This window comes from Butyrivibrio sp. YAB3001, assembly GCF_900112195.1.
Taxonomy (GTDB): domain Bacteria; phylum Bacillota; class Clostridia; order Lachnospirales; family Lachnospiraceae; genus Butyrivibrio.
Map to the genome: position 1 here is coordinate 55,157 of NZ_FOKR01000013.1, position 23,157 is coordinate 78,313.

Genomic DNA, 23,157 nt, shown 5'->3' on the forward strand with positions numbered 1-23,157 from the left:
GAAAGGAAAAAGAATGGATAAGTTTATTTTTACATCCGAATCAGTAACAGAAGGACACCCAGACAAAATATGCGATAACATCTCTGATGCTATCCTTGATGCCTGCATGGAGCAGGATCCTATGAGCCGTGTAGCTTGTGAGACAGCTACATGTACAGGATTTGTTCTCATCACAGGTGAGATCACAACAAAGGCTCACGTAGACTATGCTAAGATTGCACGTGAGACAATCAAAGAAATCGGTTATGATGATTCAGCTAAGGGATTTGATGGAAATACCTGCGCTGTATTTGTAGCTCTTGATCAGCAGTCAGCTGATATCGCTATGGGCGTTGATAAGGCTCTTGAAGCAAGAGAGAACCAGATGACAGATGAACAGCTTGAGGCAATTGGAGCAGGCGACCAGGGTATGATGTTTGGTTATGCTACAAACGAGACAGAAGAGTATATGCCATATGCTATCAGCCTTGCACACAAGCTCACAAAGAAGCTTACAGAAGTTAGAAAGAACGGCACACTTCCATATCTTCGCGCTGACGGAAAGAGCCAGGTATCAGTTGAATATGATGAGAATGGCAAAGTAAAGAGACTTGAAGCAATCGTTATCTCTACTCAGCATGATGAGAAGGTTACACAGGAACAGATCCATACAGATATCAGAAAGCACGTTATCGACGCAATTGTTGATTCTGCAATGGTTGATGAGAATACAAAGATCTACATCAATCCTACAGGACGTTTCGTTATCGGAGGACCTCAGGGTGATGCAGGACTTACAGGTCGTAAGATCATTGTTGATACTTATGGTGGAGCAGCTCGTCATGGCGGCGGTGCTTTCTCCGGAAAAGACTGCACAAAGGTTGACCGTTCAGCAGCCTATGCAGCAAGATATGTTGCTAAGAACATTGTGGCAGCAGGACTTGCAGACAGAGCTGAGATCCAGCTTTCATATGCTATCGGCGTAGCACAGCCTACATCAATTCTTGTAGATACATTTGGAACAGGTAAGGTTTCTGATGAGAAGCTTACAGAGGCAGTTCGTAAGGTGTTTGATCTTCGTCCTGCAGGAATCATCAAGATGCTTGACCTTCGTCGTCCAATCTACAAACAGACAGCAGCATACGGACACTTTGGACGCAATGACCTTAACCTTCCTTGGGAGCAGACAAACAAGGTTGAAGAGCTTAAGGCAGCCGTACAGTAAGTAACTGCCTGGATATAAAAAGAGACGTTCTTTCGTGGATTGAACTGTAATCCGCGAGAGAACGTCTTTTGTTTTAATGTGAAATTTCAGTAGAATTGCTTTGCAATGGATGCGCACTCGCGCAACATTCTTTATTGCATATCAAGTCACTTGAACATTTTGTTTGCCCAAAAGATCATTCAGTTCAGAAAGAGTCTGATTATCAGCCTTGATTGTCTGGGACTTTCCAAGTTTCTTTATCTGCTTGGTGTCATTTAAGTATATTGCAACTTCATCCCGTCCATCACTTTGCGAAAGAATCCTGTTTATGGCATCAACTTTGGCTTCATAAGCATCTTTATCTGCAAAGCGCAGCCAAACTGTTTTTTGAACTTCGTCAAAGAGAAGAATTTTTGTGGCAATGAGTTTGGCATCTTTATCTTCCTCCACTGACACACGACCTTCTATGAATACCTTTGATTCTTCGTTAAGGCGTGGGGCGTTCCCTTCATAAGTCTTAGGAAATACGATAACTTCCACTGTTCCGACAAGATCTTCAAGCGTGAGAAATGCCATTATCTGGTCATTTTTAGTGTATTTAATCTTTTTTTCTGTAATTATTCCACCTATCCGCGCGTTGGCATTATCTTTAACAACAGGCATATTTGTTTCATCATCAAGGTAAAAATCTGCTGTTGTGTTGGTAATGCGCTTTTTCCACATGGCAGTAAATTCTTCAAGAGGGTGACCTGAAATGTAAATGCCAAGGACCTCTTTTTCAAATTCAAGCATCAGCTCTCTTGGGAATTCGCCTACGTTTGGAAGAGGAATCTCAAACTGCTTTTTGGCACTTTCACCTGCGAGGTCAAAAAGAGTAAGCTGACCTGCCATGGAATTTCTTCCTGAGGAGTGGAGCTGATCCATTATCTGACTGTAGACGGTCATGTGTTGCTTGCGCGTCCCGCCAAGGCAGTCTAATGCTCCGGCTTTTATAAAGTTTTCAATTGCGCGCTTGTTTACATCATTTTCACGGCCCTGCATTCTTGTAAGAAAATCGTTGATATTCTTAAATTTTCCGTGCAGTTGACGCTCTTTTACAATAGAAGAGATAACGGGCCTTCCTATACCTTTTATGGCGGTAAGGGCATAGCGTATGGCTTTCTTTTTGCCTGGAGCACTTGTGAGCACAGCTCCGGGAATTGGTTTATCCGTCTTAGAAGCATCAACTTCGGTTACGGAGAATCCGTTAAAACCTTCATTGATATCAGGAGGTAAAAGAGAAATATTCATATTTCTACAGCTCATGATATAGCTTGATACTTTTCCGGGATTGTCGATAACTGAAGTCATGAGAGCGGCCATGAATTCAACCGGATAATAGTACTTGAGCCATGCAGTCTGAAGCGCAACTACAGCATAGCAGGCAGCGTGGGATTTGTTGAAAGCGTATTTCGCAAAATCCATCATGGAGTCATAAATTGCATTTGCTACATCGGATTCGATACCCTTTGCGGCACATCCTGGAACATGCTCTTCTGAGTTTCCGTTTACGAAGTTTTCACGTTCAACTTCCATGACATGCTGTTTCTTTTTACTCATGGCACGACGAACCAGGTCAGCTCGGCCAAGAGTGTAGCCGCCAAGCTGCTGAACAATCTGCATAACCTGCTCCTGATAAACGATACAGCCGTAGGTTGGTTTGAGAATTGGTTCAAGTTCAGGTGTCTGGTAGGTTATGGAAGCGGCATCATTTTTTCCTGCAATATATTTAGGAATAAAGTCCATTGGCCCCGGGCGGTATAAGGAGATGCCGGCAATGATATCTTCAAGAGACTGCGGCTTAAGTTCCTTCATGAAGTTGGACATTCCCCCGGATTCAAGCTGGAAAACACCATCACAACGACCGGTTCCGATAGAAGCAAGTACAGCCGGATCATTATAGTCTATCTTGTCTATGTCAATAAAATTGGAATCGCCTGGTTTTGCGCCAATTGAACGATTAGCAAACTCAGTAGCATCTTTGATGACAGTTAGAGTGCGTAGCCCAAGAAAATCCATCTTAAGAAGACCAAGTCTTTCGATAGTTGTCATGGTAAACTGGGTTGTTATATTTCCTTCTGCCGAGCGTGAAAGAGGCACAAGATCCTCTGCGGGAGCCTGACAGATTACCACACCGGCAGCATGGATTGATGTATGTCTTGGAAGACCTTCAAGCTTTTTGCACATGTCGATAAGCTTATGTACAGTCTCATCGTTTTCGTACTGTGAGCGAAGTTCAGGATTCATTTCCAAAGCTTTGTTAAGCGTCATATTGAGCTCTGTTGGGACCATTTTGGAGATGGTATCGCCAAAACTGTAAGGAAGGTCCATAACACGGGCAACATCGCGGATAACACCCCTGGCAGCAAGCGTACCAAAGGTGATGATCTGGACAACCTTATCAGAGCCATATTTGGAAGTGACATAGTCAATAACATCCTGGCGGCGTTCATACTCGAAGTCTACGTCAATATCCGGCATGGATACACGTTCAGGGTTAAGGAATCGTTCAAAAAGAAGATCATATTTTATCGGATCTATGTTGGTTATATGCATGCAATAGGATACAAGACTACCAGCAGCAGAACCACGCCCCGGACCCACAGCGATGCCATTTTCGCGGCAATAGTTGATATAATCCCAAACAATAAGGAAATAATCCACATATCCCATCTTCTGGATGACACCAAGCTCATAATCAAGACGCTTTTTTAAAGAGCCATCATCGTTTGGATAATGCTCATGAAGGCCATCAAGGCAAAGCTTATTAAGATAAGTCCAGGAATCATATCCTTCGGGAACTTCGAAATGAGGCAATTTCGTCACTCCGAATTCAATGTCCACATTACATCTGTCAGCGATTTTTTGCGTGTTTTCAATAGCTTCTAGCGCATATGGGAAAAGAGAACGCATCTCATCTTCACTTTTTACATAGTATTGTCCGCCTTCATAGCGCAGTCTGTCTTCATCAGACACTTTTTTTCCCGTCTGGATGCATAAAAGAAGGTCATGAGCTTCTGCATCATCGGCGTAGGTATAGTGGCAGTCATTTGTGGCTACAAGAGGAATATCCAGCTCTTGTGAAAGTGCCATAAGCGTGCTGTTGACGGCGCGCTGCTCGGGAATGCCATGATCCTGAAGCTCCAGGAAAAAATTGCCATGTCCGAAGATGCCGTCAAGGCGCATTGCTGCTTCTTTTGCCTTTGCAGGAGCCCCCTTGATTATATTTCTTGGTATCTCGCCGGCAAGGCATGCACTGAGAGCTATGATTCCTTCGTGATATTTTTCCAAAAGCTCCATATCTACACGGGGCTTATAGTAATATCCTTCGGTAAAACCACGGCTTACAATATGTGAAAGGTTGGAATAACCAATGTTGTTTTCGGCCAAAAGAACCAGATGATAATATCTGTCATCTGTCTGAGCGGCCTCTTTTTCAAAACGGGAGCCCGGGGCGACATAGACTTCGCAGCCGATGATCGGATTTATGCCGTTTTCTTTGCAGGCTTCGTAAAAGTCTATTACACCATACATGACACCATGGTCAGTTATGGCGCCGGCTGTCATTCCCAGCTCGCCTAACCTTTTTACATATTCTTTTATCTTATTTGAACCGTCCAAAAGAGAATACTCTGTATGAACGTGTAAATGTGCAAAAGACATGATCTCTATTCCTTACTGTAATTATAGGCAAATTTTAGTGTTTACCTTACATCATATAATACCACAGAGGAGCTTAAAAAGCTGTTGAGTAAATAAATCATAAATTTTTTTTGAAATCGTTTTCAGAAACGTTGCGAAAACACTAACTTTGCGATAATATAAATGGGAATATGGCAAACTGTTATCATTAAATGATAAAGATATATAGAATCGAGGATATTAATATGGCAAAGCAAATCAAAACTATTGGCGTACTTACTAGTGGTGGTGATGCACCTGGAATGAATGCGGCTATCAGAGCTGTTGTTCGTAAGTCTCTTGCAAACGGACTTAAGGTTAAGGGTATCAAGAAAGGTTACATGGGACTCCTTAACGAAGAAATCGAGGACATGGACAGAAGAAGCGTTGCTGATATCATTCAGCGAGGCGGTACTATTCTTGGTACAGCAAGATGTATGGAATTCACTACACCTGAAGGACAGGCAAAGGGTGCTGAGATTTGCCGTAAGCATGGAATTGATGGTGTTATCGTAATCGGTGGTGACGGTTCATACCGTGGAGCTCAGAAGCTTTCACAGCAGGGAATCAATACTGTTGGTATTCCTGGAACTATCGACCTTGATATCTCATGCACTGATTATACAATTGGTTTTGATACAGCTATTAATACAGCAATGGAAGCCATTGACAAGATCCGTGATACTTCATCATCACATGAGCGTGTAAGTATCGTTGAAGTTATGGGGCGTCATGCAGGATATATCGCTCTTTGGTGCGCAATTGCCAACGGCGCAGATGATATCCTTCTTCCTGAGAAATATGATTATAACGAACAGCGTATTATCGACAATATCATCGATAATCGTAAGAAGGGTAAGACACACCACATTATCGTTAATGCTGAGGGAATTGGTCACTCAACATCAATGGCTCGTCGTATCGAGGCTGCTACAGGATTAGAGACAAGAGCATCAATTCTTGGTTACATGCAGCGTGGTGGTAGCCCTACATGTAAAGACCGTGTTTATGCTTCAATGATGGGTTGCTATGCAGCAGATATTCTTGCAGCAGGTAAGACTAACAGAGTTGTTGGTTACCGCAATGGTCAGTTTGTTGACTATGACATTGATGAGGCTCTTGCAATGAAGAAGAACATCAATGAATACATGTATGAGATTGCAAGAATTCTTTAATAAATCGGATATCTTATAACTAAAGTATTTCCAAGGTGGTTTTCCTCCGGTCAATGGAGACGGCCACCTTGGTTTTTTATTGAATAGGAATGCGACTGTTGCGCAAATACTTCGGTGTGCTATACTAGTACTACGGTCAAAAAAGGAACGAAAAACAGCTAATTTGGAGATTTTTTATGATAACCAGCACAAGCAATGAGAGAGTCCGCAAGGTGGTAAGCTATATGGGAAAAAGCAAAGCCAGAAAAGACGCGGATGTTTTTGTTATAGAGGGCATGAAAATGCTTAGGGAAGCGCCGGTATTACAGGTAAATGAAGTGTATGTTACTGAGCGCTTTTTGGATAAAGCAAGTGAAGATGATAAGGAAATTCTTTGGAGATATGGTGCAGAAACTGTTTCTGATGATGTAATGAAGAAAATGGCTGACACACAGACTCCCCAGGGAGTTCTTGCAGTTATAAGTCAGTATCATTATACTATGGACGAAGTTATGGAAGGGTATAGCAAGGACGAAAAAAACCCTGTTCCGCTTATGCTTGTGCTTGAGAATATTCAAGATCCCGGAAATCTTGGCACAATGCTTCGTTCCGGAGAAGGCGCGGGCGTTACCGGTGTTATCATGAGCAAGGGAACTGCTGATATATATAATCCCAAAGTTATTCGCTCTACCATGGGCTCTATTTTCAGAATGCCGTTCATTTATGTTGATACTATGCCTGATGTGCTTAAAAAGCTGTCTGAAAAAGGAATTCGCACCTATGCGGCACACCTTAGGGGTGAAAAGAACTATGATGAGCTTGATTATACCAAACCTACAGCTTTTCTTATCGGCAATGAAGGAAATGGACTGACAAAAGAAACTGCAGATGCAGCAGATACATATATACTGATTCCTATGAAGGGAGAAGTTGAGTCTATGAATGCAGCTACTTCTTCCGCAATACTAACTTTTGAGGCTTCAAGACAAAGGAGGGGCTAAAGAAATGACTATTGGATTTATTGGACTTGGTAACATGGCAAAGGCTATGATCGGTGGAATCTTAGCAAAGGGCTTAACAGGACCTAATGAGATTATAGGAACTGCGGCTACAGAGGAAACACGCCTTAAGGTGGCGAACAAATATGGTATTCAGACCAGAAGTTCTAATGAAGCAGTTGCAAAGGAAGCGGATATCATTTTTCTTGCTGTAAAACCTCAATATCTCAAAGTGGTTATTGCAGATATTATGGACAGTATTGATGAGAATAAGGTTGTGGTCAGCATTGCTGCGGGCAAGACGATCAGCTGGCTGGCAAAAGAATTTGAAAAGCCTGTAAAACTTATCAGAGTAATGCCAAATACTCCGGCACTTGTCCTTGAAGGGTGTTCTGCAGTCTGCAGGAATGACAATGTAACTGATGATGATTTTCACTTTGTTTTGGAACTGTTGGAAAGCTTTGGCAAGGCCTATACTGTTCCTGAATCAATGATGGATGTTGTTGTTGGAATAAGCGGATCTTCCCCTGCATATGTATTTCTTTTCATAGAAGCTATGGCAGATGCGGCAGTTGCCGGTGGTATGCCCAGAAAGCAGGCATATGAATTTGCAGCGCAGTCTGTCCTTGGAAGCGCCAAAATGGTTCTCGAGACAGGTAAACATCCGGGTGAACTTAAGGATATGGTATGTTCACCTGCAGGAACAACAATCGAGGCAGTTAAAAAGCTAGAAGAGAAAGGTTTCAGATCAGCTGTAATTGAAGCTGTTGAAGCATGCATAAATAAAAGTAAGAGTCTATAAATGTCGAGGTAAACGACATATTTACAAGTATTATTATTCAAGTAGTTGGTTTTATTCTATGTTAAATTGAAAGGGCGATTTTTCTTACCAATTTTGATGAATTGCAGGTAAGGAAGATCGTTCTTTTTATTATTCAATATATGTTATATAACGACAATATAAAAGCTAAAAAACGGAAAAACAGCAATAGAAATTAAACTTAAAATTGATAAAAAAACTAATTAAATAAAACTAAAATTTGACATAATTCAAAATTTTTGTTAATATTTTTATGTTTTCGAGCTAGTAACAAATCGAAATAATTTTGTAACATTTAGAATTTAGAAGAGTTACTTACGACAAAAAATAGTTGAGGATAGCAAAAGTATGAAAAAAGCAATAAAGTTGTCCGGAGGGGGAAGGAGACTTATTACTGTTTGCAGTCTCGTCTTTGTTCTTTCAATTTCCCACGGATTAACTGTAAATGCTAAAGGTAACAGTACTATTTCAGAGGTTGCTGCCGGCATTTCAAACATCATAAGTCCTATTTCACCGCTTGGCATTGATAGCAATGCTACAGAGGTTATTGTTGCGACAAATATGGACAGATCAGATTACGAAAGTCATGATACTTCAGGTGAAGAAACTGAGTCTAAGCTTGTTATGACTAACGTTTCCAGCATCATGAATGTAAGAGAGGAGCCCCAGGAAGAAAGTACTAAAGTGGGCGTCCTTTACAAAGATTGCGGAGGTAAGATCCTCGAGAGGAAGGATGGCTGGACCAAGATTCAGTCAGGCGATGTTGTTGGATGGGCCAATGATGAATATCTTCTTTTCGGTGAGGATGCCAAGCAGGCTGCATCTGATGTTGGCAAGCAGATTGTCACAAGTCAGAACAGCGCGCTCAATGTGAGAAAAGAGCCAAGCGATAAGGCTGAGGTACTGGGAGTTCTCACTGAGAAGGCTTTTGTTGATATGGTTGAAGATCTTGGCAATGGCTGGATAAGCGTTGATTACAACGATGAGACCGGTTATGTTCAGTCGGAGTATGTGACGACTGAGTTTAAGATTGACCAGGGCGAGACAATCGCGGCTATCAAGATCAGAGAAGAGAAAGAAAAAGAGAGTAAAAAGAAAACTGCGCTTACCAAGAATCAGGGAGCAGTCAGCGCAGATGCCGACGAACTTAAACTTTTGGCTGCACTTATTCAGTGTGAGGCAGGAAATCAGCCTTATGAAGGAAGAGTTGCTGTAGGAGCAGTGGTTCTTAATCGTGTGAGAAGCGGAGCTTATCCGGATAGCATATACAGCGTTATCTATGCTTCAGGACAGTTTACTCCTGCACTCAATGGAACTGTTGCCCGGGTTTATAACAGCGGTAAGATTTACGATATGAATTATCAGGCTGCACAGGCAGCGTTAAACGGAGAAACAACTGTTGGATCAGCGCTTCACTTTAGAAGGGCGAATGGCAGAGACGGAATAATCATCGGAGCTCATGTATTCTGGTGATGTATTACTTGTTCCTTACCATATGAATACGCTCAGTTCGTAAGTCCGCAAAGTATTATAAATACAGTGTTTTAGGAACTGTCATAATATGATATCATGTAAAGGACTGCATAATTATGCGGTCCTTTATTGCTACATAAGGAACGATCATTCACAGGAGGAATTAGGGTATGAATCTATACGGACGCGACTTTCTTAAATTACTTGATTATTCAACTGAGGAAATAGAATATCTTGTAGAACTTGCTGCTGAGCTTAAGGAGAAAAAGAAAAACGGTATTCTTCATGATGAGCTTAAGGGAAAAAACATAGCTCTTATTTTTGAAAAGACCAGCACAAGAACAAGATGCTCTTTTGAAGTGGCTGCAAGTGATCTTGGTATGGGTTCAACATATCTTAATCCAAATGATTCTCAGATAGGTAAAAAAGAGAGCATTGCAGATACTGCAAGGGTTCTTTCAAGTATGTACGATGGAATTGAATACAGAGGCTTTGAACAGGAAATCGTGGAGACTATTGCTAAATACAGCAAAGTTCCTGTGTGGAACGGACTTACCAATGAATTCCATCCTACACAGATGCTTGCAGATCTTTTAACTATTAAAGAGCACTTTGGCAAGGTAAAAGGCCTGCACCTGGTTTATATGGGTGATGCCAGATACAATACAGGAAATTCTTTAATGGTGCTTTGTGCAAAAATGGGAATGCATTTCACAGCAGTTTCCAATAAGAAATACTATCCTTCCGAGGAACTTGTTAAGACCTGCAAAGAAATCGCAGAGTCTACAGGCGCAGTAATTGATTTTTCGGAGGATCCTATCGAAGGAACAAAGGGTGCCGATGTTATATATACAGACATCTGGGTTTCCATGGGCGAGCCTGACAGTGTTTGGGAAGAGAGAATAAGTGACCTGGAGAAATACAGAGTTACAATGGATATCATGAACAATGCCGGACCACAATGTGTATTTATGCATTGTCTTCCTTCATTCCATGACCTTAATACAGGAATTGGAAAAGAAATCAAGGAAAAATACGGCCTTAACGAGATGGAAGTAACAGATGAAGTATTTGAATCTGAAAGATCCATTGTTTTTGAAGAGGCAGAGAACAGAATGCACACTATCAAGGCGGTTATGCTTGCAACATTGAAACGTTAACAGTGACTATTGAGGGTTTTGACAGATTAGGAATGACATCATATAGCAGGGGATAGAGAATGTTTACGAAGGAGACGATTGAAGAAAGTTTAAGAACTAACTGGGCAGGGAGAAATATTGTTTTTAAAGAAGAAACAGGTTCAACTAATGACGATGCCAAGAAGCTTAGCGAAAGCGGAGCGCCAAGTGGCACGCTTGTAGTTGCCGACAGACAGATAAGAGGGAGAGGATCAAGAGGCCGAAGCTGGGAGACGCCTGATGGCGCAAATATTGCAATGAGTCTTTTGATAAGGCCCACTGCGCCACCTGAGAGAATATCGATGCTGACACTGATAATGGGACTTTCAGTAGCGGAAGGTATTGAGGATGCGCTTGTTGAGTGCCAGGATGTAAATTTAAGCAAATCAACTACTGTCTATTTTCCGGGACTCATACTCTCAGAGAGTAAATCTTTTCCACAGATCAAGTGGCCAAATGATATTGTTATTGCAGGAAAAAAAATCTGTGGTATACTGACTGAACTACATATGAATGATGATAATACAATAAAAGATGTTGTCATCGGTGTTGGTATCAACGTAAACATGCTTGAATTTCCTGAGGAAATCAAAGATATTGCAGGATCAATCCTTTCTACAACAGGAGTAAAACTTGACAGAAGCAAAGTTGTGGCGTGTTGTATGGGCCGATTTGAAGAGAACTATGAAAAGTATAATAGGACGTATGATCTTTCTCTTTTACGGGAACAGTATGAAAACAGGCTTATAAACAGAAGAAAACTGGTAAAAGTCATGGATCCCAAGGGAGCTTATGAAGCCATCGCACATGGAATAGATAGCTTTGGAGCGCTTGTGGTTTCAGATGCTGAAGGCAATGAGTTTAACATAAACGCTGGAGAAGTTTCAGTCAGAGGACTGTATGGATATACATGATCCAGTGAGGCTATGAATGATAATAATCTGCAGATAGAAATAGTATTGAGACCGGTAATTATATTTACTTAGGCAGTTATGTGCAGATTTGTTGCGGGTATAATGGCAAAAGCAAATGGAGAACGACATGATCTTAGTTGTGGATGTAGGAAATACAAATATTACATATGGTGTTTTTAAAGGCGAGAAACTTGTCAGTTCTTTTAGAATGACTACCGGGACAATAAGGACTTCCGATGAATATGGGCTGGAGCTATTGGCGCTTTTGAATATAAATGCAATTGATAAAGACAAGCTTGAAGGCGTAATGATCGCAAGCGTTGTTCCAAAGGTAATGCATGCCCTTGTTAATGCGATCGTTAAATATATCGGAAAAAAGCCATATCTTGTGGGCCCGGGGATTAAGACCGGCATAAAGATTGCTGTTGATAATCCAAGAGAAATCGGTCCGGATCTTATCGTTGATGCAGTTGCCGGATATGCTCTGTATGGCGGTCCGGTGATAGTTGTGGATTTTGGTACAGCTACAACTTACATAATGATTAATGAAAAAGGCGAATTCTTTACGGGTGTTGTTTGTCCCGGAATTCGCATTTCTGCGAAAGCTCTCTGGCAGGATACCGCAAAGCTTCCTGAGATTGAGATCAAGAATCCCAGAAGTATACTTGCTAAAGAGACAATTTCAAGTATGCAGGCGGGACTTATCTATGGACAGATCGGCCAGAGTAAATATATTATTAGTGAGATGAAAAGAGAGTCAGGTCTTTTAAATGCGAAGGTTGTGGCAACAGGAGGACTGGGAAGACTTATTACGGATGAAACTAAAGAGATTGATGTTTACGATCCGATATTGACTTTAAGGGGACTACAGATTCTTTACGATAAGAATAGAAGAAGCAAACCTCAGTTAAAAGAATTTGAAAACGAGAACGCTCCGGAGTAATATTTGTTACTGATACAATATCACTTTAATATAGTCAGGTTTATTTTTTTGAGGCTGTATCAGGATTATAAATAAAAGGATAAGATACATGAGTGCAAAGGATTTTGAAGAAGAGTTTAAAAAAGAATTTAAAGAAGGCGGATATGAACCTTCAGAAGATAAGAAGGATGAGTATACTATAGGCGAAATGCATAAGACCAACAAGGGAAGAGTTTTTGAGGCGGCAGCAGGCGGCAGAGTAGTTCTTTGCGGAGCGAATGCTTATGAGCAGAAGTACTATTTTAATCCTCTTTTCAGACAGGTTCCAGAGAGCATAAAAAAAGAACTGAATATTATAAGTGTTCTTTTTACTCAGGAGGCAGGCGGAATCTTTACGATTGTTTTTGAAGAGGACGGAACGATAAGCATAGAGACAAATGCTGATGAAGAAGATATTACTTATGATGAGATTACTGCAGGTCTCTTAGTTGGCGAGGTTCGCCGCAAGAGACAGGATCTTTTTGAAGCATTGGGATTATATTACAGGATATATGTTCTTCACGAAAATCCCGCAGATATTCTTGGGGAAGAAGAGTAAGTAAGGAGTTTTAATGGCAGGTTACGGAAAACTACAGATAGGCAACGTAGTTTTGGAAAATAATATAATACTTGGTCCTATGGCAGGTGTATCAGACCTGCCGTTTCGTATTTTATGCAAAGAAATGGGGGCTGGCCTTGTATGCATGGAAATGGTCAGCGCAAAGGCAATAACCTATAAAAACAAAAATACGGGTATGCTGATGGAAATTCATGAAAATGAGCATCCTGTTTCACTGCAGCTTTTTGGCTCTGAACCGGAGATAATGCAGCAGGCAGTAGAAATGATAAAGGATAGACCTTACGATATCCTTGATGTAAATATGGGATGCCCGGTTCCGAAAGTTGTGGGAAACGGTGAGGGCTCTGCTCTTATGAAAAATCCTGAACTCATCGAAAAAATAGTCAGAGCGCTTGTCGAGGTATCAGACAGACCTGTTACGGTCAAGATACGAAAAGGTTTTACGGAAAAGACAGTAAATGCTGTAGAGTGTGCCAAGGCAGCTGAGGCAGGTGGAGCGGCAGCAGTTGCAGTTCATGGAAGGACAAGGGAGCAGTATTATTCCGGCAAGGCAGACTGGGATATAATCAGACAGGTTAAAGAAAATGTAAAGATACCGGTTATCGGAAACGGTGATGTCACAGATGGTGAAAGCGCAAAGAGAATGTTTGATGAGACCGGATGCGACGGAGTTATGATAGCAAGAGCTGCCCAGGGGAATCCTTTTCTTTTCAGAGAGATAAAGAGCTATTTCGAAGATGGAGCCTCCTGCCCGAGACCTGATAACCGTGAAATCTATGATACTGTGATACGACATGCAGATCTTCAGCTTAAATATAAAGGTGAATATACCGGAATAAGAGAGATGAGAAAACATGTCTCATGGTATACATTTGGAATGCCCGGAAGCGCTAAATTCCGTAATGAGATAAATCAGATGGAGAACATGGACTCTCTTAAGGAAGCATGCGCTAAGCTTTTCAAAATCTGATTATTACATTGACATGATTATATTTAAACTGTATAATAGCAAAGTTAAAAAGGGAATTTATAATTATCATTGATTTTTATATATCAGAGTTTATGTTTTAATCTTTGGAAAGGGTAGGTTTTTTAGATGGAAGAGAAGAAGAATATTTTAACTTATGAAGGTCTTAAGAAATATGAGGATGAGCTTCATGAGTTGAAAGTCGTAAAGCGTAAAGAAGTTGCTGAGAAGATCAAGGAAGCAAGAGAACAGGGTGACCTTTCAGAGAACGCTGAGTATGATGCAGCTAAGGATGAGCAGCGTGATATCGAAGCAAGAATTGAAGCTCTTGAGAAAATTCTTAAAAATGCTGAAGTAGTAGTTGAAGAAGATGTTGACCTTAATAAGATCAGCATTGGTTGTAAGGTTAAGATTCGTGACCTTGAATTCAATGAGGACCTTGAATATAAAATCGTAGGATCATCAGAAGCTAACAGCCTTAAGGGCAAGATTTCTAACGAGTCTCCTGTAGGTAAGGCTCTTATCGGTGCTAAGAAGGGCGAGGTTGTTTCTGTTGAGACACAGGCAGGCGTTCTTAAGTATGAAGTACTTGAGATCCAGAGATCAGAAGGCTGATTTCAGTTTTTGAATGTTTTAAATTTTGTTAAATATTGGGGGCCAGCGATTATATAACATTCGCTGGCTCTTATAAGATAAGGACTTGAAGAATACTAGGAGGATTAAAAAGTGGCAGATAATAATCAGCAGAATAATCAGCAGAACGCACCACAGGAAGACGTTGGGCGTCTTCGTCAGGTCAGAAGAGATAAGCTTGCAGAACTTCAGGCAGCAGGAAGAGATCCTTTCCAGATTGTAAAATATGATCAGACACATCATACACAGGATATCAGAGATAACTTTGAGAACCTTGAGTTTGTTCCACCTGTAGACGAGGAAGGAAAGGCAGTTGTAGTAGCTCTTTCAGATATCCCATCAGAGAAGGTTGTATCTCTTGCAGGACGTATGATGAGTAAGCGTGTAATGGGTAAGGCTTCTTTTGCTAATCTTCAGGACAGAGATGGTCGTATGCAGCTTTATGTTTCAAGAAATGATCTTGGAGATGAGGCTTATGCTGATTTCAAGAAGATGGATATCGGCGATATTATCGGAGTAAAGGGATTTGCTTTCAGAACTAAGACAGGTGAGATCTCAGTTCATGTAAAAGAGCTTGTTCTTTTATCTAAGTCCCTTATGCCACTCCCTGAGAAATTCCACGGACTTACAGATACAGAAATCCGTTACAGACAGAGATATGTTGACCTCATCATGAATGAAGAAGTAAAGGAAACTTTCAAGAAGAGAAGCGCAATCCTTCGTGAGATCAGAAACTTTCTTGCAGATAGAGATTTCTTAGAGGTTGAGACTCCTATGCTCGTTGAGAATGCAGGTGGAGCAGCTGCAAGACCTTTCATAACACATTATAATGCTCTTGATGAGGAGAGAAAGCTTCGTATCTCTCTTGAGCTCTACCTTAAGAGACTTATTGTTGGTGGTCTTGAGAGAGTTTATGAGATTGGCCGTGTATTTAGAAATGAAGGTGTTGATACCCGTCACAATCCTGAGTTCACACTTATGGAGCTTTACCAGGCATACACAGATTATGAAGGAATGATGGAACTTACAGAATCAATGTTCCGTTACCTTGCTGAGAAAGTTTGCGGAACAACTCTCATCAAGTATGGCGACAACGAGATTGACCTTGGAAAGCCTTTCGAGCGTCTTACAATGAATGATGCCATCAAGAAATATGCCGGTGTTGACTTCGACGCAGTTAAGTCTGATGAAGAAGCTAAGGCACTTGCTAAAGAGCACCACATTGAATTTGAAGATCGTCATACTAAGGGCGACATCATCAACCTCTTCTTTGAGGAGTTCTGTGAGAAGAATCTGATCCAGCCAACATTCATCATGGATCATCCTCTTGCTATTTCACCTCTTACAAAGAAGAAGCCTTCTGATCCTGAGAAGGTTGAGCGTTTCGAGCTCTTTATCAATACATGGGAAATGTGTAATGCATATTCTGAGCTTAACGATCCTATCGATCAGCGCGAGCGTTTTGCTGCACAGGATGCTAATGCGGCAGCAGGCGATGAAGAAGCTGAGCACACAGATGAGGACTTCTTAAATGCCCTTGAAATTGGTATGGCTCCAACCGGCGGTATCGGCTACGGAATCGACAGATTGTGTATGCTTCTCACAGACAGCGAAACCATAAGAGATGTTTTGCTCTTTCCAACTTTAAAATCTGTAAAAAAGTAATTTGAGAGCAGTATTCGTGCGGATTTTAATATAATAGGAAAACTCATTTTATATAGAGATAAAAGAGCGATTCGTGAATAAACGAACCGCTCTTTTGTTGTATATTATGTGATGAAAGCACTAAAAGCCGGAAATCACATTTGCGGATATACGAATGAATAAATGCGAAAATAGCGCAGATAAAGTGTATAATATATTCTGACAGACTATTTTTGATGGCAGGAGAAGGTATAAGATTTCATTGCCATCATTATAGAGGAGGATTTTGGGGTGGATAGAAAACTTCCGGTTGGGATTCAGGGATTCGAGAAATTACGGACAGATAATTTTCTTTATGTAGATAAGACTGAATATATATATAATCTCGTTCACAATAATGTACCCTATTTTTTGAGCAGACCCAGAAGATTCGGAAAAAGTCTGTTATTGTCGGCCATGAAGGCATATTGGGAGGGAAAAAGAGAGCTTTTTTCCGGATTGGATATAGAGAGACTCGAAGAAGGAAATGCAAATGCCTGGAAAAAATATCCTGTTTTTTATTTTGACTTTAATGGTGCAAATTATAATGAAGAAGGAGCACTGGATAAAAAAATCTCATTTTTACTTCAGGGTTGGGAAAAAGAGTATGACTCAGTGAATGAGAATAATACATTGGCAGAAAGATTTCAAAAGTTACTAATCAAGGCAAAAGAGAAGACCGGCCTTAGATGCGTTGTTTTAGTTGATGAGTATGATAAGCCTCTTTTGGATGTTGTAGATGATACAAACATGCAGGAATACAACAAAGCTCTTTTTAAAGGATTTTTTAGTACTTTAAAAAGTTTTGATGATTATATTCAGTTTATTTTTATAACTGGAGTATCAAAGTTTCACAAAGTGAGTATTTTCAGTGATTTAAATCAGCTTAGGGATATCTCTTTAGACGAGGATTATGCGGAACTCTGCGGGATTACTGGCGATGAAATAAAGAGATATTTTAGTCCGGAGCTAGAGACATTATCTAAAAGACAGGAAATAAAATCTGATGAATGTCTGAATGTTCTAAAAAGACAATATGATGGATATCATTTTCATCCTCGAGGACTTGGGGTATTTAATCCTTATAGCTTGTTAACTGCCTTTTCAACAAAAGAGTTTGGATCATATTGGTTTGAAACGGGAACACCAACTTATCTTGTGAAGAGGGTTAAGAATAGCAGTTTTGATCTCAGAAAATTTACAGATCATACAATTTATGCCAGTGAAGCAATTTTAAAAGATTACACCGGAGATTCATTGGATCTCATTCCATTACTATATCAGACAGGATATCTTACAATAGAAGAATATGATAAAACGAAAAAGAGATATACATTGAGTTTCCCTAATGACGAAGTAAAGTATGGTTTTTTGGAGAGCCTGATGCCATCATATATACCCAAAGCAACAGCGGGGAGTGGGCTTGACATTTTTTCATTGGATGAATATGTGGAAAATGGAGACCTTGATAAAATAAAAGACGTGTTGGTATCTCTTTTTGCCAATATAACTTACACAATACAAGAGGATCCATTTGAGCATTATTTCCAGGCGGTTATTTATTTAGTGTTTACTTTGCTTGGAAAACTTACCCTCTGCGAAATGCATACATATACAGGCCGTATAGATTGTAAACTTGAGACAAAGGATTATATTTATCTCTTTGAGTTTAAGCGTGATGATACTGCTGAGGCTGCGCTTAAGCAGATTGATGATAAAGACTATGCATTGCCATTTTCTGCTGATTCCAGAAAACTATATAAAATTGGAGTTGCTTTTGACTCTGCTAGCAGAATGCTTACCGGATGGGAGGTTGCGGAATAAAAATAGATGGTGATATTTTTTTTTCATGCGAATCATTCACTAATGAAACAATAATAGAGATAAAAACAGTAGACAGGGGTAAATATGCTTAAAATATACTATGGAGATTTAGAAGCAGATAACTATATTTTTAATCCAGATGTCTTTTTTAACAATAGCTATGAGGATGAATGGATTACTGATCAGTTATCTGTCCAGATGATAAAGGACGTCGACAGATCAGATGTTATTGGTCCTAAGGTAATTGATAGTCCTTTTTTGGGATCTATTCCGGTTGAGAGGCTTTCTGGTGGAGTCAAGACTTTAATCCTTATGAATAATGATTCAGAACATATTTTCAATGCGTCTGCTTGTGGGGATAACTGTGCAAAATGGATTCTGAAGATTGCTGAAGAAAAGGATCTTACAATCAGGTTGGGGTATTTGATGGACTTTGGTAAAGGGGATTTTGAGATAGAAATCTTGAATTTGGGCAAAACAGTACATAATGGTCTTGAGCTTGCAGAAGCAGTACTAGACAATCACTTAATATAGGAAGTGCATCATGGTAGGAAAATACGATATTGAGGTATATAACAACAAGGCACACTATTTTCTCACTGTTAAGAGGAATATAACTATTTTGCAAGGAGATAGTGCAAGCGGAAAGACTGAACTTATAGTGCAGCATAGTGTAAAGACAGCTTATAAATACTCAAAGACTAAACTGAATGATTATTATAAAGCGCCAAAGGTAATTGAAAAGATTAAACATGCCCGTTGCTTCCATGACTATACGTATTTCACCATCTAACTTCTGGAGAATACTATCGAGTCCGTCTAGCCCTTTCTCAACATGTTGCATTTCAAAAGGACTGCACACTATTTCTCCATACGGCTTAAGTATGCAGACAGTGCTTTTTCCTTTTGATACATCAATTCCAACACTAATCATTCTGAACCTCCTCCAACTGTTATAACCCATGTCTTTGTATTCATATCCCTTTTCCTCCTCACAAAAAACTACAATAAAAATAGTACACCATTTGGTGTACTATTTTTATTAAAAAACTATCAAATAGTATTATACGTTTATAAACTTCTTTGTACTATCGCTAAGTTTGTTCGTAACCTGATTGTTATTATCCATGGCCTCTCCGATTTCTTGAATTTCTCCCACAATCTCCGTAGAGTTGGAAGCTGAAAGGCTGATGGCCTGTGTGGACTCTTCAACGGAATCGGTGATTGTAAGAATTGAGTCTGCCATGCTGTGCATAGTGTTATCAAGAGAGTCTGCCTTCTCAGTAAAGCCTTCAAGAATTTCATTCATTATCTCTGCTGTACTCTCGTATTTCTCTCCTGTCTCAACAAAGGCTTCATAATCGGCAATAACAGTATTGTTGATAAAATCTACAACCTCGATGGCATTATTCGAAAGCTCCTGAACAGCCTTTGTCACATTCTCACTTATAGTCTGAATATTTCCGGCTGTCTGTCTGCTGTTATCGGCAAGTGCACTGATCTCCTGCGCAACTACCGCAAAGCCCTTGCCGGCTTCACCTGCTCTTGCAGCCTCAATGCTGGCGTTAAGTGCAAGAAGGTTTGTCTGGGAAGCTATATCGAGGATAACCTTGGTAAGTTCTCCGATCTGATTAACCTGCTCACTTTCTTTTACTGACTCATCAAGGGTCTTGCTGAGCGCCTCAACTCTGGCACCTGTATTCTCCTTCTTCTGCATAGCCTCATTCTTAATGGTATCAGCTTCCTTCTGGATCTCGCCTGCACGCTCTTTTCCTGAAGCAACCTCATCATTGATGCTCTCCACCGCATCTCTTACATCATTGAGCTGCTCCTTAATATGAGAAGCTGTAGTTGACACATTGTCCATGCTGGCTGAAAGCTCCTCAAGCGCCGCTGATGTGTTGGTGATGTTGTCGTTAGCCAAAGCAATCTGTGAGGTCATCTTGTCTGCGGAATCTATAAGAATGAGTGTTCCGCTCTTAACATCTTTCATTACGCCCTGCAGGGTTTCAATAAAATCATTTATGCCGTCTCTTATAAATACAAGCTCATTTCCGGTCTTAACATTTACTCTTGCTGTAAGGTCACCCTTTCCGGCGTTGATATCATTTATAATTTCCTGAACAGAGTCGGAAATCTTAACAATAACTTTGGTGATAAGAACAAATGAAACATAGAGGTTCAAAAGAAGGCACACGATAAACACAACCATTCCTGTTACATTCATGACAGTTATCTTACTTTTTGACTGTGCCATATAATTTAAAACATTACCCTGAAGTGCATCCACCGATGCATCAAGGGTTGTCATGCCTGCTTTGACACCTTCCATGTTAGTTACATAATCTCCGGTAAGTATCTCCGAGGCAACACGTACATCGCCGGTTGTCATCATGATATTGAACACTTCATCAACGTTCGCAATAAGAGCCTTTGCCGAAGCATCAAGCTGTGTCGTTGCGTTTGGATTGCCATATATAGTAAACTCATCGCCGATTTCTTTTACAAGAGTGGTCATTTCGCTCTCGTAGGATTTAAGCTCGCTTACGATTCTCTCTTTATCAGCATCAGTGTAATATGACCATAGTCCCATTGCGCTCTGGATCGTTCCTTCAATCCTGGCCAGATCTTCCTTAACTGTTCCCTCTTTATGAACCAGCTCGGTTACTCCGGCAATTATACCCTGAGCACTGTCAGACATGGATGATATTCCATCGTTAACAATGTAGCTTACTATGTTAAATACCAGCAACATCAGAATATTAAAGAACAAAATCTGAACCGGAATAGATTTGAAAAAACTGACCTTATTCTTGTTTTCAGTTGTCCTTGACATAGCGACACTCCTTTCAATATAATAAATATCCACCTATATACATTATATAGCTAAATAATGCATTGTTTTACGTTTAATATTTTTTTAATAAAATTAAATAAAAAATGCATAAAAACACAAAAAAACAGGCAGCCTTACCAGCTACCTGTACAATCTTTGCTTTATTCACGGAACCAAGGTGATAAGGACCTCGGCATCTCCGTCTATTGTAAATTCTCCGCTTACCGCAGTCACAAACAGCGACTCTCCTTTTTAGCTCTGATGCATTATCCCTGACATATAACATCTGCACATCCTTCGAGAATAACTATGGAGCCAAAAGACCTCTCGTCAGCATCTCCTTTATAGGACGCCCCTGAAGTAATGACTTCATGACTCACTACAAAGTAGTCACAACTGAGAAGATATCCGTCCCGGGAGACATATTTCTCCGGTCTTACAAGCTTAGTAACATCCAGCGCCTGCTTGATATGAAGAGGCCTGGTCTTGCCATCTGAACCCACACGTCCGTAATCAGAAATTCTGTAGGTTACATTTGAGCTCTGCTGAACTTCAGCCAGAAGGATCCCTCCTCCTATTGCATGAAGTGTTCCCGGAGTTATAAGAAGGACATCCCCCTTCTTTACATGCTCTTTATGGAGAACTTTCTCCAGTGCGTTATCAGAAATCCTCTGCTCAACTTCTTCTTTTGTTATTTCCCTGTTAAATCCCTGATATGTAATTGTTTACCCATATTGGCAAAAAATGAAAAAATTGCCGATATGGGTACTTTTATGTTTGCTCATTTATAGTGGGATGAATAGGGCCGTTGGGGTTATAATGGATGTATCTGTTTCGGAGGAGTTTTGTGGTATGTTTTTTATCATGGGAATTACAGACGACAGAGGATTTTGATTTCTGTTCTAAGTGTGGAACGAGGTTTTAAATGAAGATTAAGCAGATTTTTGATGGGGATTATGGCTGCGAAGAACTGCAGCCAGGACAGAAGCCGAAGGTATCAGTTACGCTTGTAGATGATGCCGGAAATGAAAAGCTCGTATCAGTGGAAGATGACTGGCTTACAGAGAATGGATTAGATGTTGGATCAGAATGGCCATCAGGAAAATGAGATAGGAGACATGAATCATGGTAAAAGTATATTGCTATTCTAGATGTACTACTTGCAAGAAGGCACTGAAATGGCTTGATGACAATGGTATTAAGTACGAGAGCCTTGATATTAAGGAGCAGCACCCGGACCGCAATATGATAAAGGATCTCAATGTTAAGAGTGGGCTTCTTTTGAAAAAGTTTTTTAATACCAGTGGACAGCTGTATCGGGAAATGGAATTGTCAAAAAAACTTCCGACAATGAGTGATGATGCGATGTTAGACCTGTTGGCATCGGATGGAATGCTTGTAAAACGACCATTACTGATTACTGACAAGAAAGTGCTTGGCGGATTTAAAGAGGATGAATGGAAAGAGGCGTGCTTATAATGATGGGAGGTCTTTATGGACAAGATCTTTGAAGTTGCTGACCGTTACATAAAATCGAGTGATTGGAAATTGTTTTCAGTTCTGAAGTTTTGCCTAATTTCTTTGGGCATTATGCTTGGAATGCTTGTTAGACCACAGAACAAAAGAAAAGTCTACGGACTTGCAGGAATAACATTTCTTCTGACATATATTCCGCTAATGGCAAGATTTTTTAAACTGTATATGGATGAGGAGAACGAAGCCTAATGGTTAAAAAGATTGTTAGGGATCCAATGTTCCTGCAGCAAAAGTCAGAGTATGCAACAGAGTCTGACAAGCAGGTTATTGTAGATCTGCTTGATACATTAAGAGCCAAGCAGGAGCATTGCGTTGGCATGGCCGCCAACATGATTGGTGTGAAGAAAAGAATTATCGTGGTGGCTATGGGACCATTCCATTTTGCTATGGTGAATCCTATTATTACCAAGAAGTGTGGAGAATATCAGACAGAAGAGAGCTGTCTTTCTCTCGATGGAGTAAGACCCTGCACCAGATATAAGGAGATTGAGGTGGATTATCTTGATCAGGACTTCAAGCCTCAGCATGGGAAGTACAAGGACTTCACAGCTCAGATAATCCAGCATGAGATCGACCATTTTGAGGGAATCCTTATATAAACGAGTTCAGACCGATGCGAGGGAACCGGAAAACGGTTTGCATCGGCCTGTCTTATGATATGTATAGGCATCCCAAAACCTATACAAGAGGTGCTTCT

The 23,157-nt window shown here is 40.4% G+C and carries 21 protein-coding genes and 1 pseudogene; 18 read left to right on the top strand and 4 right to left on the bottom strand.

Annotation, left to right across the window (positions count from 1 at the left end):
• The first annotated feature begins 13 nt into the window (after positions 1–13).
• Entirely contained in the window at positions 14–1,204 is a 1,191-nt protein-coding gene (metK, locus tag BM086_RS13675) for a methionine adenosyltransferase (protein WP_092327706.1), read from the top strand.
• Positions 1,205–1,345: 141 nt separating this feature from the next.
• On the opposite strand, the gene BM086_RS13680 is transcribed toward metK, so the two are convergent.
• Positions 1,346–4,885, bottom strand: coding sequence for a DNA polymerase III subunit alpha (locus BM086_RS13680; protein WP_092327709.1), 3,540 nt, complete (start codon positions 4,883–4,885; stop codon positions 1,346–1,348).
• A gap of 224 nt (positions 4,886–5,109) precedes the next feature.
• Here BM086_RS13680 and pfkA point away from each other — a divergent pair, with 224 nt between their 5' ends.
• From pfkA to BM086_RS13745, 13 genes are all read left to right on the top strand, one after another.
• Positions 5,110–6,078 carry a 6-phosphofructokinase gene (pfkA, locus tag BM086_RS13685; RefSeq protein ID WP_092327712.1) on the top strand — a complete coding sequence of 323 codons (969 nt, stop codon included), beginning with the start codon at positions 5,110–5,112 and terminating at the stop codon, positions 6,076–6,078.
• Positions 6,079–6,254: 176 nt separating this feature from the next.
• Positions 6,255–7,058: a TrmH family RNA methyltransferase gene (locus BM086_RS13690; RefSeq protein ID WP_092327715.1), complete on the top strand. Its 804-nt coding sequence runs from the start codon at positions 6,255–6,257 to the stop codon at positions 7,056–7,058.
• 4 nt (positions 7,059–7,062) lie between these two features.
• Entirely contained in the window at positions 7,063–7,857 is a 795-nt protein-coding gene (gene proC, locus BM086_RS13695) for a pyrroline-5-carboxylate reductase (RefSeq protein WP_092327718.1), read from the top strand.
• 366 nt (positions 7,858–8,223) lie between these two features.
• A complete protein-coding gene (locus BM086_RS13700) occupies positions 8,224–9,348 on the top strand; it encodes a cell wall hydrolase (protein ID WP_092327721.1) in 1,125 nt (374 codons plus the stop codon).
• A gap of 170 nt (positions 9,349–9,518) precedes the next feature.
• Entirely contained in the window at positions 9,519–10,508 is a 990-nt protein-coding gene (gene argF / locus BM086_RS13705) for an ornithine carbamoyltransferase (protein WP_092327723.1), read from the top strand.
• A gap of 59 nt (positions 10,509–10,567) precedes the next feature.
• The gene (locus BM086_RS13710; RefSeq protein WP_092327726.1) at positions 10,568–11,440 is read left to right on the top strand and encodes a biotin--[acetyl-CoA-carboxylase] ligase; all 873 of its coding nucleotides are present in this window, start codon (positions 10,568–10,570) and stop codon (positions 11,438–11,440) included.
• Between the two features lie 127 nt (positions 11,441–11,567).
• The gene (locus BM086_RS13715) at positions 11,568–12,383 is read left to right on the top strand and encodes a type III pantothenate kinase (RefSeq protein ID WP_092327728.1); all 816 of its coding nucleotides are present in this window, start codon (positions 11,568–11,570) and stop codon (positions 12,381–12,383) included.
• Positions 12,384–12,471: 88 nt separating this feature from the next.
• Positions 12,472–12,960: a DUF6145 family protein gene (locus BM086_RS13720; RefSeq protein WP_242952207.1), complete on the top strand. Its 489-nt coding sequence runs from the start codon at positions 12,472–12,474 to the stop codon at positions 12,958–12,960.
• A 13-nt stretch (positions 12,961–12,973) separates the two neighbouring features.
• Entirely contained in the window at positions 12,974–13,951 is a 978-nt protein-coding gene (dusB, locus tag BM086_RS13725; RefSeq protein WP_092327730.1) for a tRNA dihydrouridine synthase DusB, read from the top strand.
• Positions 13,952–14,077: 126 nt separating this feature from the next.
• The gene (gene greA, locus BM086_RS13730; protein WP_092327732.1) at positions 14,078–14,563 is read left to right on the top strand and encodes a transcription elongation factor GreA; all 486 of its coding nucleotides are present in this window, start codon (positions 14,078–14,080) and stop codon (positions 14,561–14,563) included.
• 111 nt (positions 14,564–14,674) lie between these two features.
• Positions 14,675–16,246: a lysine--tRNA ligase gene (gene lysS, locus BM086_RS13735; protein ID WP_092327735.1), complete on the top strand. Its 1,572-nt coding sequence runs from the start codon at positions 14,675–14,677 to the stop codon at positions 16,244–16,246.
• A 270-nt stretch (positions 16,247–16,516) separates the two neighbouring features.
• Positions 16,517–18,088 (top strand): ATP-binding protein, encoded by a 1,572-nt coding sequence (locus BM086_RS13740; RefSeq protein WP_092327738.1) that lies wholly within the window; start codon positions 16,517–16,519, stop codon positions 18,086–18,088.
• 84 nt (positions 18,089–18,172) lie between these two features.
• Positions 18,173–18,622, top strand: coding sequence for a DUF4869 domain-containing protein (locus BM086_RS13745; RefSeq protein WP_092327741.1), 450 nt, complete (start codon positions 18,173–18,175; stop codon positions 18,620–18,622).
• A gap of 208 nt (positions 18,623–18,830) precedes the next feature.
• On the opposite strand, the pseudogene BM086_RS13755 reads toward BM086_RS13745, so the two are convergent.
• From BM086_RS13755 to BM086_RS13765, 3 genes and pseudogenes are all read right to left on the bottom strand, one after another.
• Positions 18,831–19,022 (bottom strand): annotated as a pseudogene (locus tag BM086_RS13755) (IS110 family transposase); the annotation flags it as partial.
• Between the two features lie 129 nt (positions 19,023–19,151).
• Complete coding sequence (locus tag BM086_RS13760; RefSeq protein ID WP_092327747.1) at positions 19,152–20,924, bottom strand: methyl-accepting chemotaxis protein; 1,773 nt, start codon at positions 20,922–20,924, stop codon at positions 19,152–19,154.
• Positions 20,925–21,190: 266 nt separating this feature from the next.
• On the bottom strand, positions 21,191–21,427 hold the full coding sequence (locus tag BM086_RS13765) for a hypothetical protein (RefSeq protein ID WP_092327749.1): 237 nt from the start codon (positions 21,425–21,427) through the stop codon (positions 21,191–21,193).
• A 422-nt stretch (positions 21,428–21,849) separates the two neighbouring features.
• On the opposite strand from BM086_RS13765, the gene BM086_RS13770 reads away from it, so the two are divergent.
• From BM086_RS13770 to BM086_RS13785, 4 genes are read left to right on the top strand one after another with little or no spacing between them, the layout of a single operon-like run.
• Positions 21,850–22,032: a hypothetical protein gene (locus BM086_RS13770; protein WP_092327752.1), complete on the top strand. Its 183-nt coding sequence runs from the start codon at positions 21,850–21,852 to the stop codon at positions 22,030–22,032.
• Positions 22,033–22,049: 17 nt separating this feature from the next.
• Positions 22,050–22,403, top strand: a complete 354-nt coding sequence (locus BM086_RS13775) for an arsenate reductase family protein (protein WP_092327754.1) — start codon at positions 22,050–22,052, stop codon at positions 22,401–22,403.
• 15 nt (positions 22,404–22,418) lie between these two features.
• On the top strand, positions 22,419–22,649 hold the full coding sequence (locus BM086_RS13780; RefSeq protein ID WP_022770129.1) for a hypothetical protein: 231 nt from the start codon (positions 22,419–22,421) through the stop codon (positions 22,647–22,649).
• Positions 22,649–23,059, top strand: a complete 411-nt coding sequence (locus BM086_RS13785; protein WP_092327757.1) for a peptide deformylase — start codon at positions 22,649–22,651, stop codon at positions 23,057–23,059. Before BM086_RS13780 ends, BM086_RS13785 begins: the two co-directional genes overlap by 1 nt.
• Positions 23,060–23,157 lie beyond the last annotated feature (98 nt).

Bases quoted from the DNA above. Each gene is read 5' to 3' on its own strand.
- metK (WP_092327706.1), top strand. From the start codon at position 14: ATGGATAAGTTTATTTTTACATCCGAATCAGTAACAGAAGGACACCCA.
- BM086_RS13680 (WP_092327709.1), bottom strand. From the start codon at position 4,885: ATGTCTTTTGCACATTTACACGTTCATACAGAGTATTCTCTTTTGGAC.
- pfkA (WP_092327712.1), top strand. From the start codon at position 5,110: ATGGCAAAGCAAATCAAAACTATTGGCGTACTTACTAGTGGTGGTGAT.
- BM086_RS13690 (WP_092327715.1), top strand. From the start codon at position 6,255: ATGATAACCAGCACAAGCAATGAGAGAGTCCGCAAGGTGGTAAGCTAT.
- proC (WP_092327718.1), top strand. From the start codon at position 7,063: ATGACTATTGGATTTATTGGACTTGGTAACATGGCAAAGGCTATGATC.
- BM086_RS13700 (WP_092327721.1), top strand. From the start codon at position 8,224: ATGAAAAAAGCAATAAAGTTGTCCGGAGGGGGAAGGAGACTTATTACT.
- argF (WP_092327723.1), top strand. From the start codon at position 9,519: ATGAATCTATACGGACGCGACTTTCTTAAATTACTTGATTATTCAACT.
- BM086_RS13710 (WP_092327726.1), top strand. From the start codon at position 10,568: ATGTTTACGAAGGAGACGATTGAAGAAAGTTTAAGAACTAACTGGGCA.
- BM086_RS13715 (WP_092327728.1), top strand. From the start codon at position 11,568: ATGATCTTAGTTGTGGATGTAGGAAATACAAATATTACATATGGTGTT.
- BM086_RS13720 (WP_242952207.1), top strand. From the start codon at position 12,472: ATGAGTGCAAAGGATTTTGAAGAAGAGTTTAAAAAAGAATTTAAAGAA.
- dusB (WP_092327730.1), top strand. From the start codon at position 12,974: ATGGCAGGTTACGGAAAACTACAGATAGGCAACGTAGTTTTGGAAAAT.
- greA (WP_092327732.1), top strand. From the start codon at position 14,078: ATGGAAGAGAAGAAGAATATTTTAACTTATGAAGGTCTTAAGAAATAT.
- BM086_RS13745 (WP_092327741.1), top strand. From the start codon at position 18,173: ATGCTTAAAATATACTATGGAGATTTAGAAGCAGATAACTATATTTTT.
- BM086_RS13760 (WP_092327747.1), bottom strand. From the start codon at position 20,924: ATGTCAAGGACAACTGAAAACAAGAATAAGGTCAGTTTTTTCAAATCT.
- BM086_RS13770 (WP_092327752.1), top strand. From the start codon at position 21,850: ATGAAGATTAAGCAGATTTTTGATGGGGATTATGGCTGCGAAGAACTG.
- BM086_RS13775 (WP_092327754.1), top strand. From the start codon at position 22,050: ATGGTAAAAGTATATTGCTATTCTAGATGTACTACTTGCAAGAAGGCA.
- BM086_RS13780 (WP_022770129.1), top strand. From the start codon at position 22,419: ATGGACAAGATCTTTGAAGTTGCTGACCGTTACATAAAATCGAGTGAT.
- BM086_RS13785 (WP_092327757.1), top strand. From the start codon at position 22,649: ATGGTTAAAAAGATTGTTAGGGATCCAATGTTCCTGCAGCAAAAGTCA.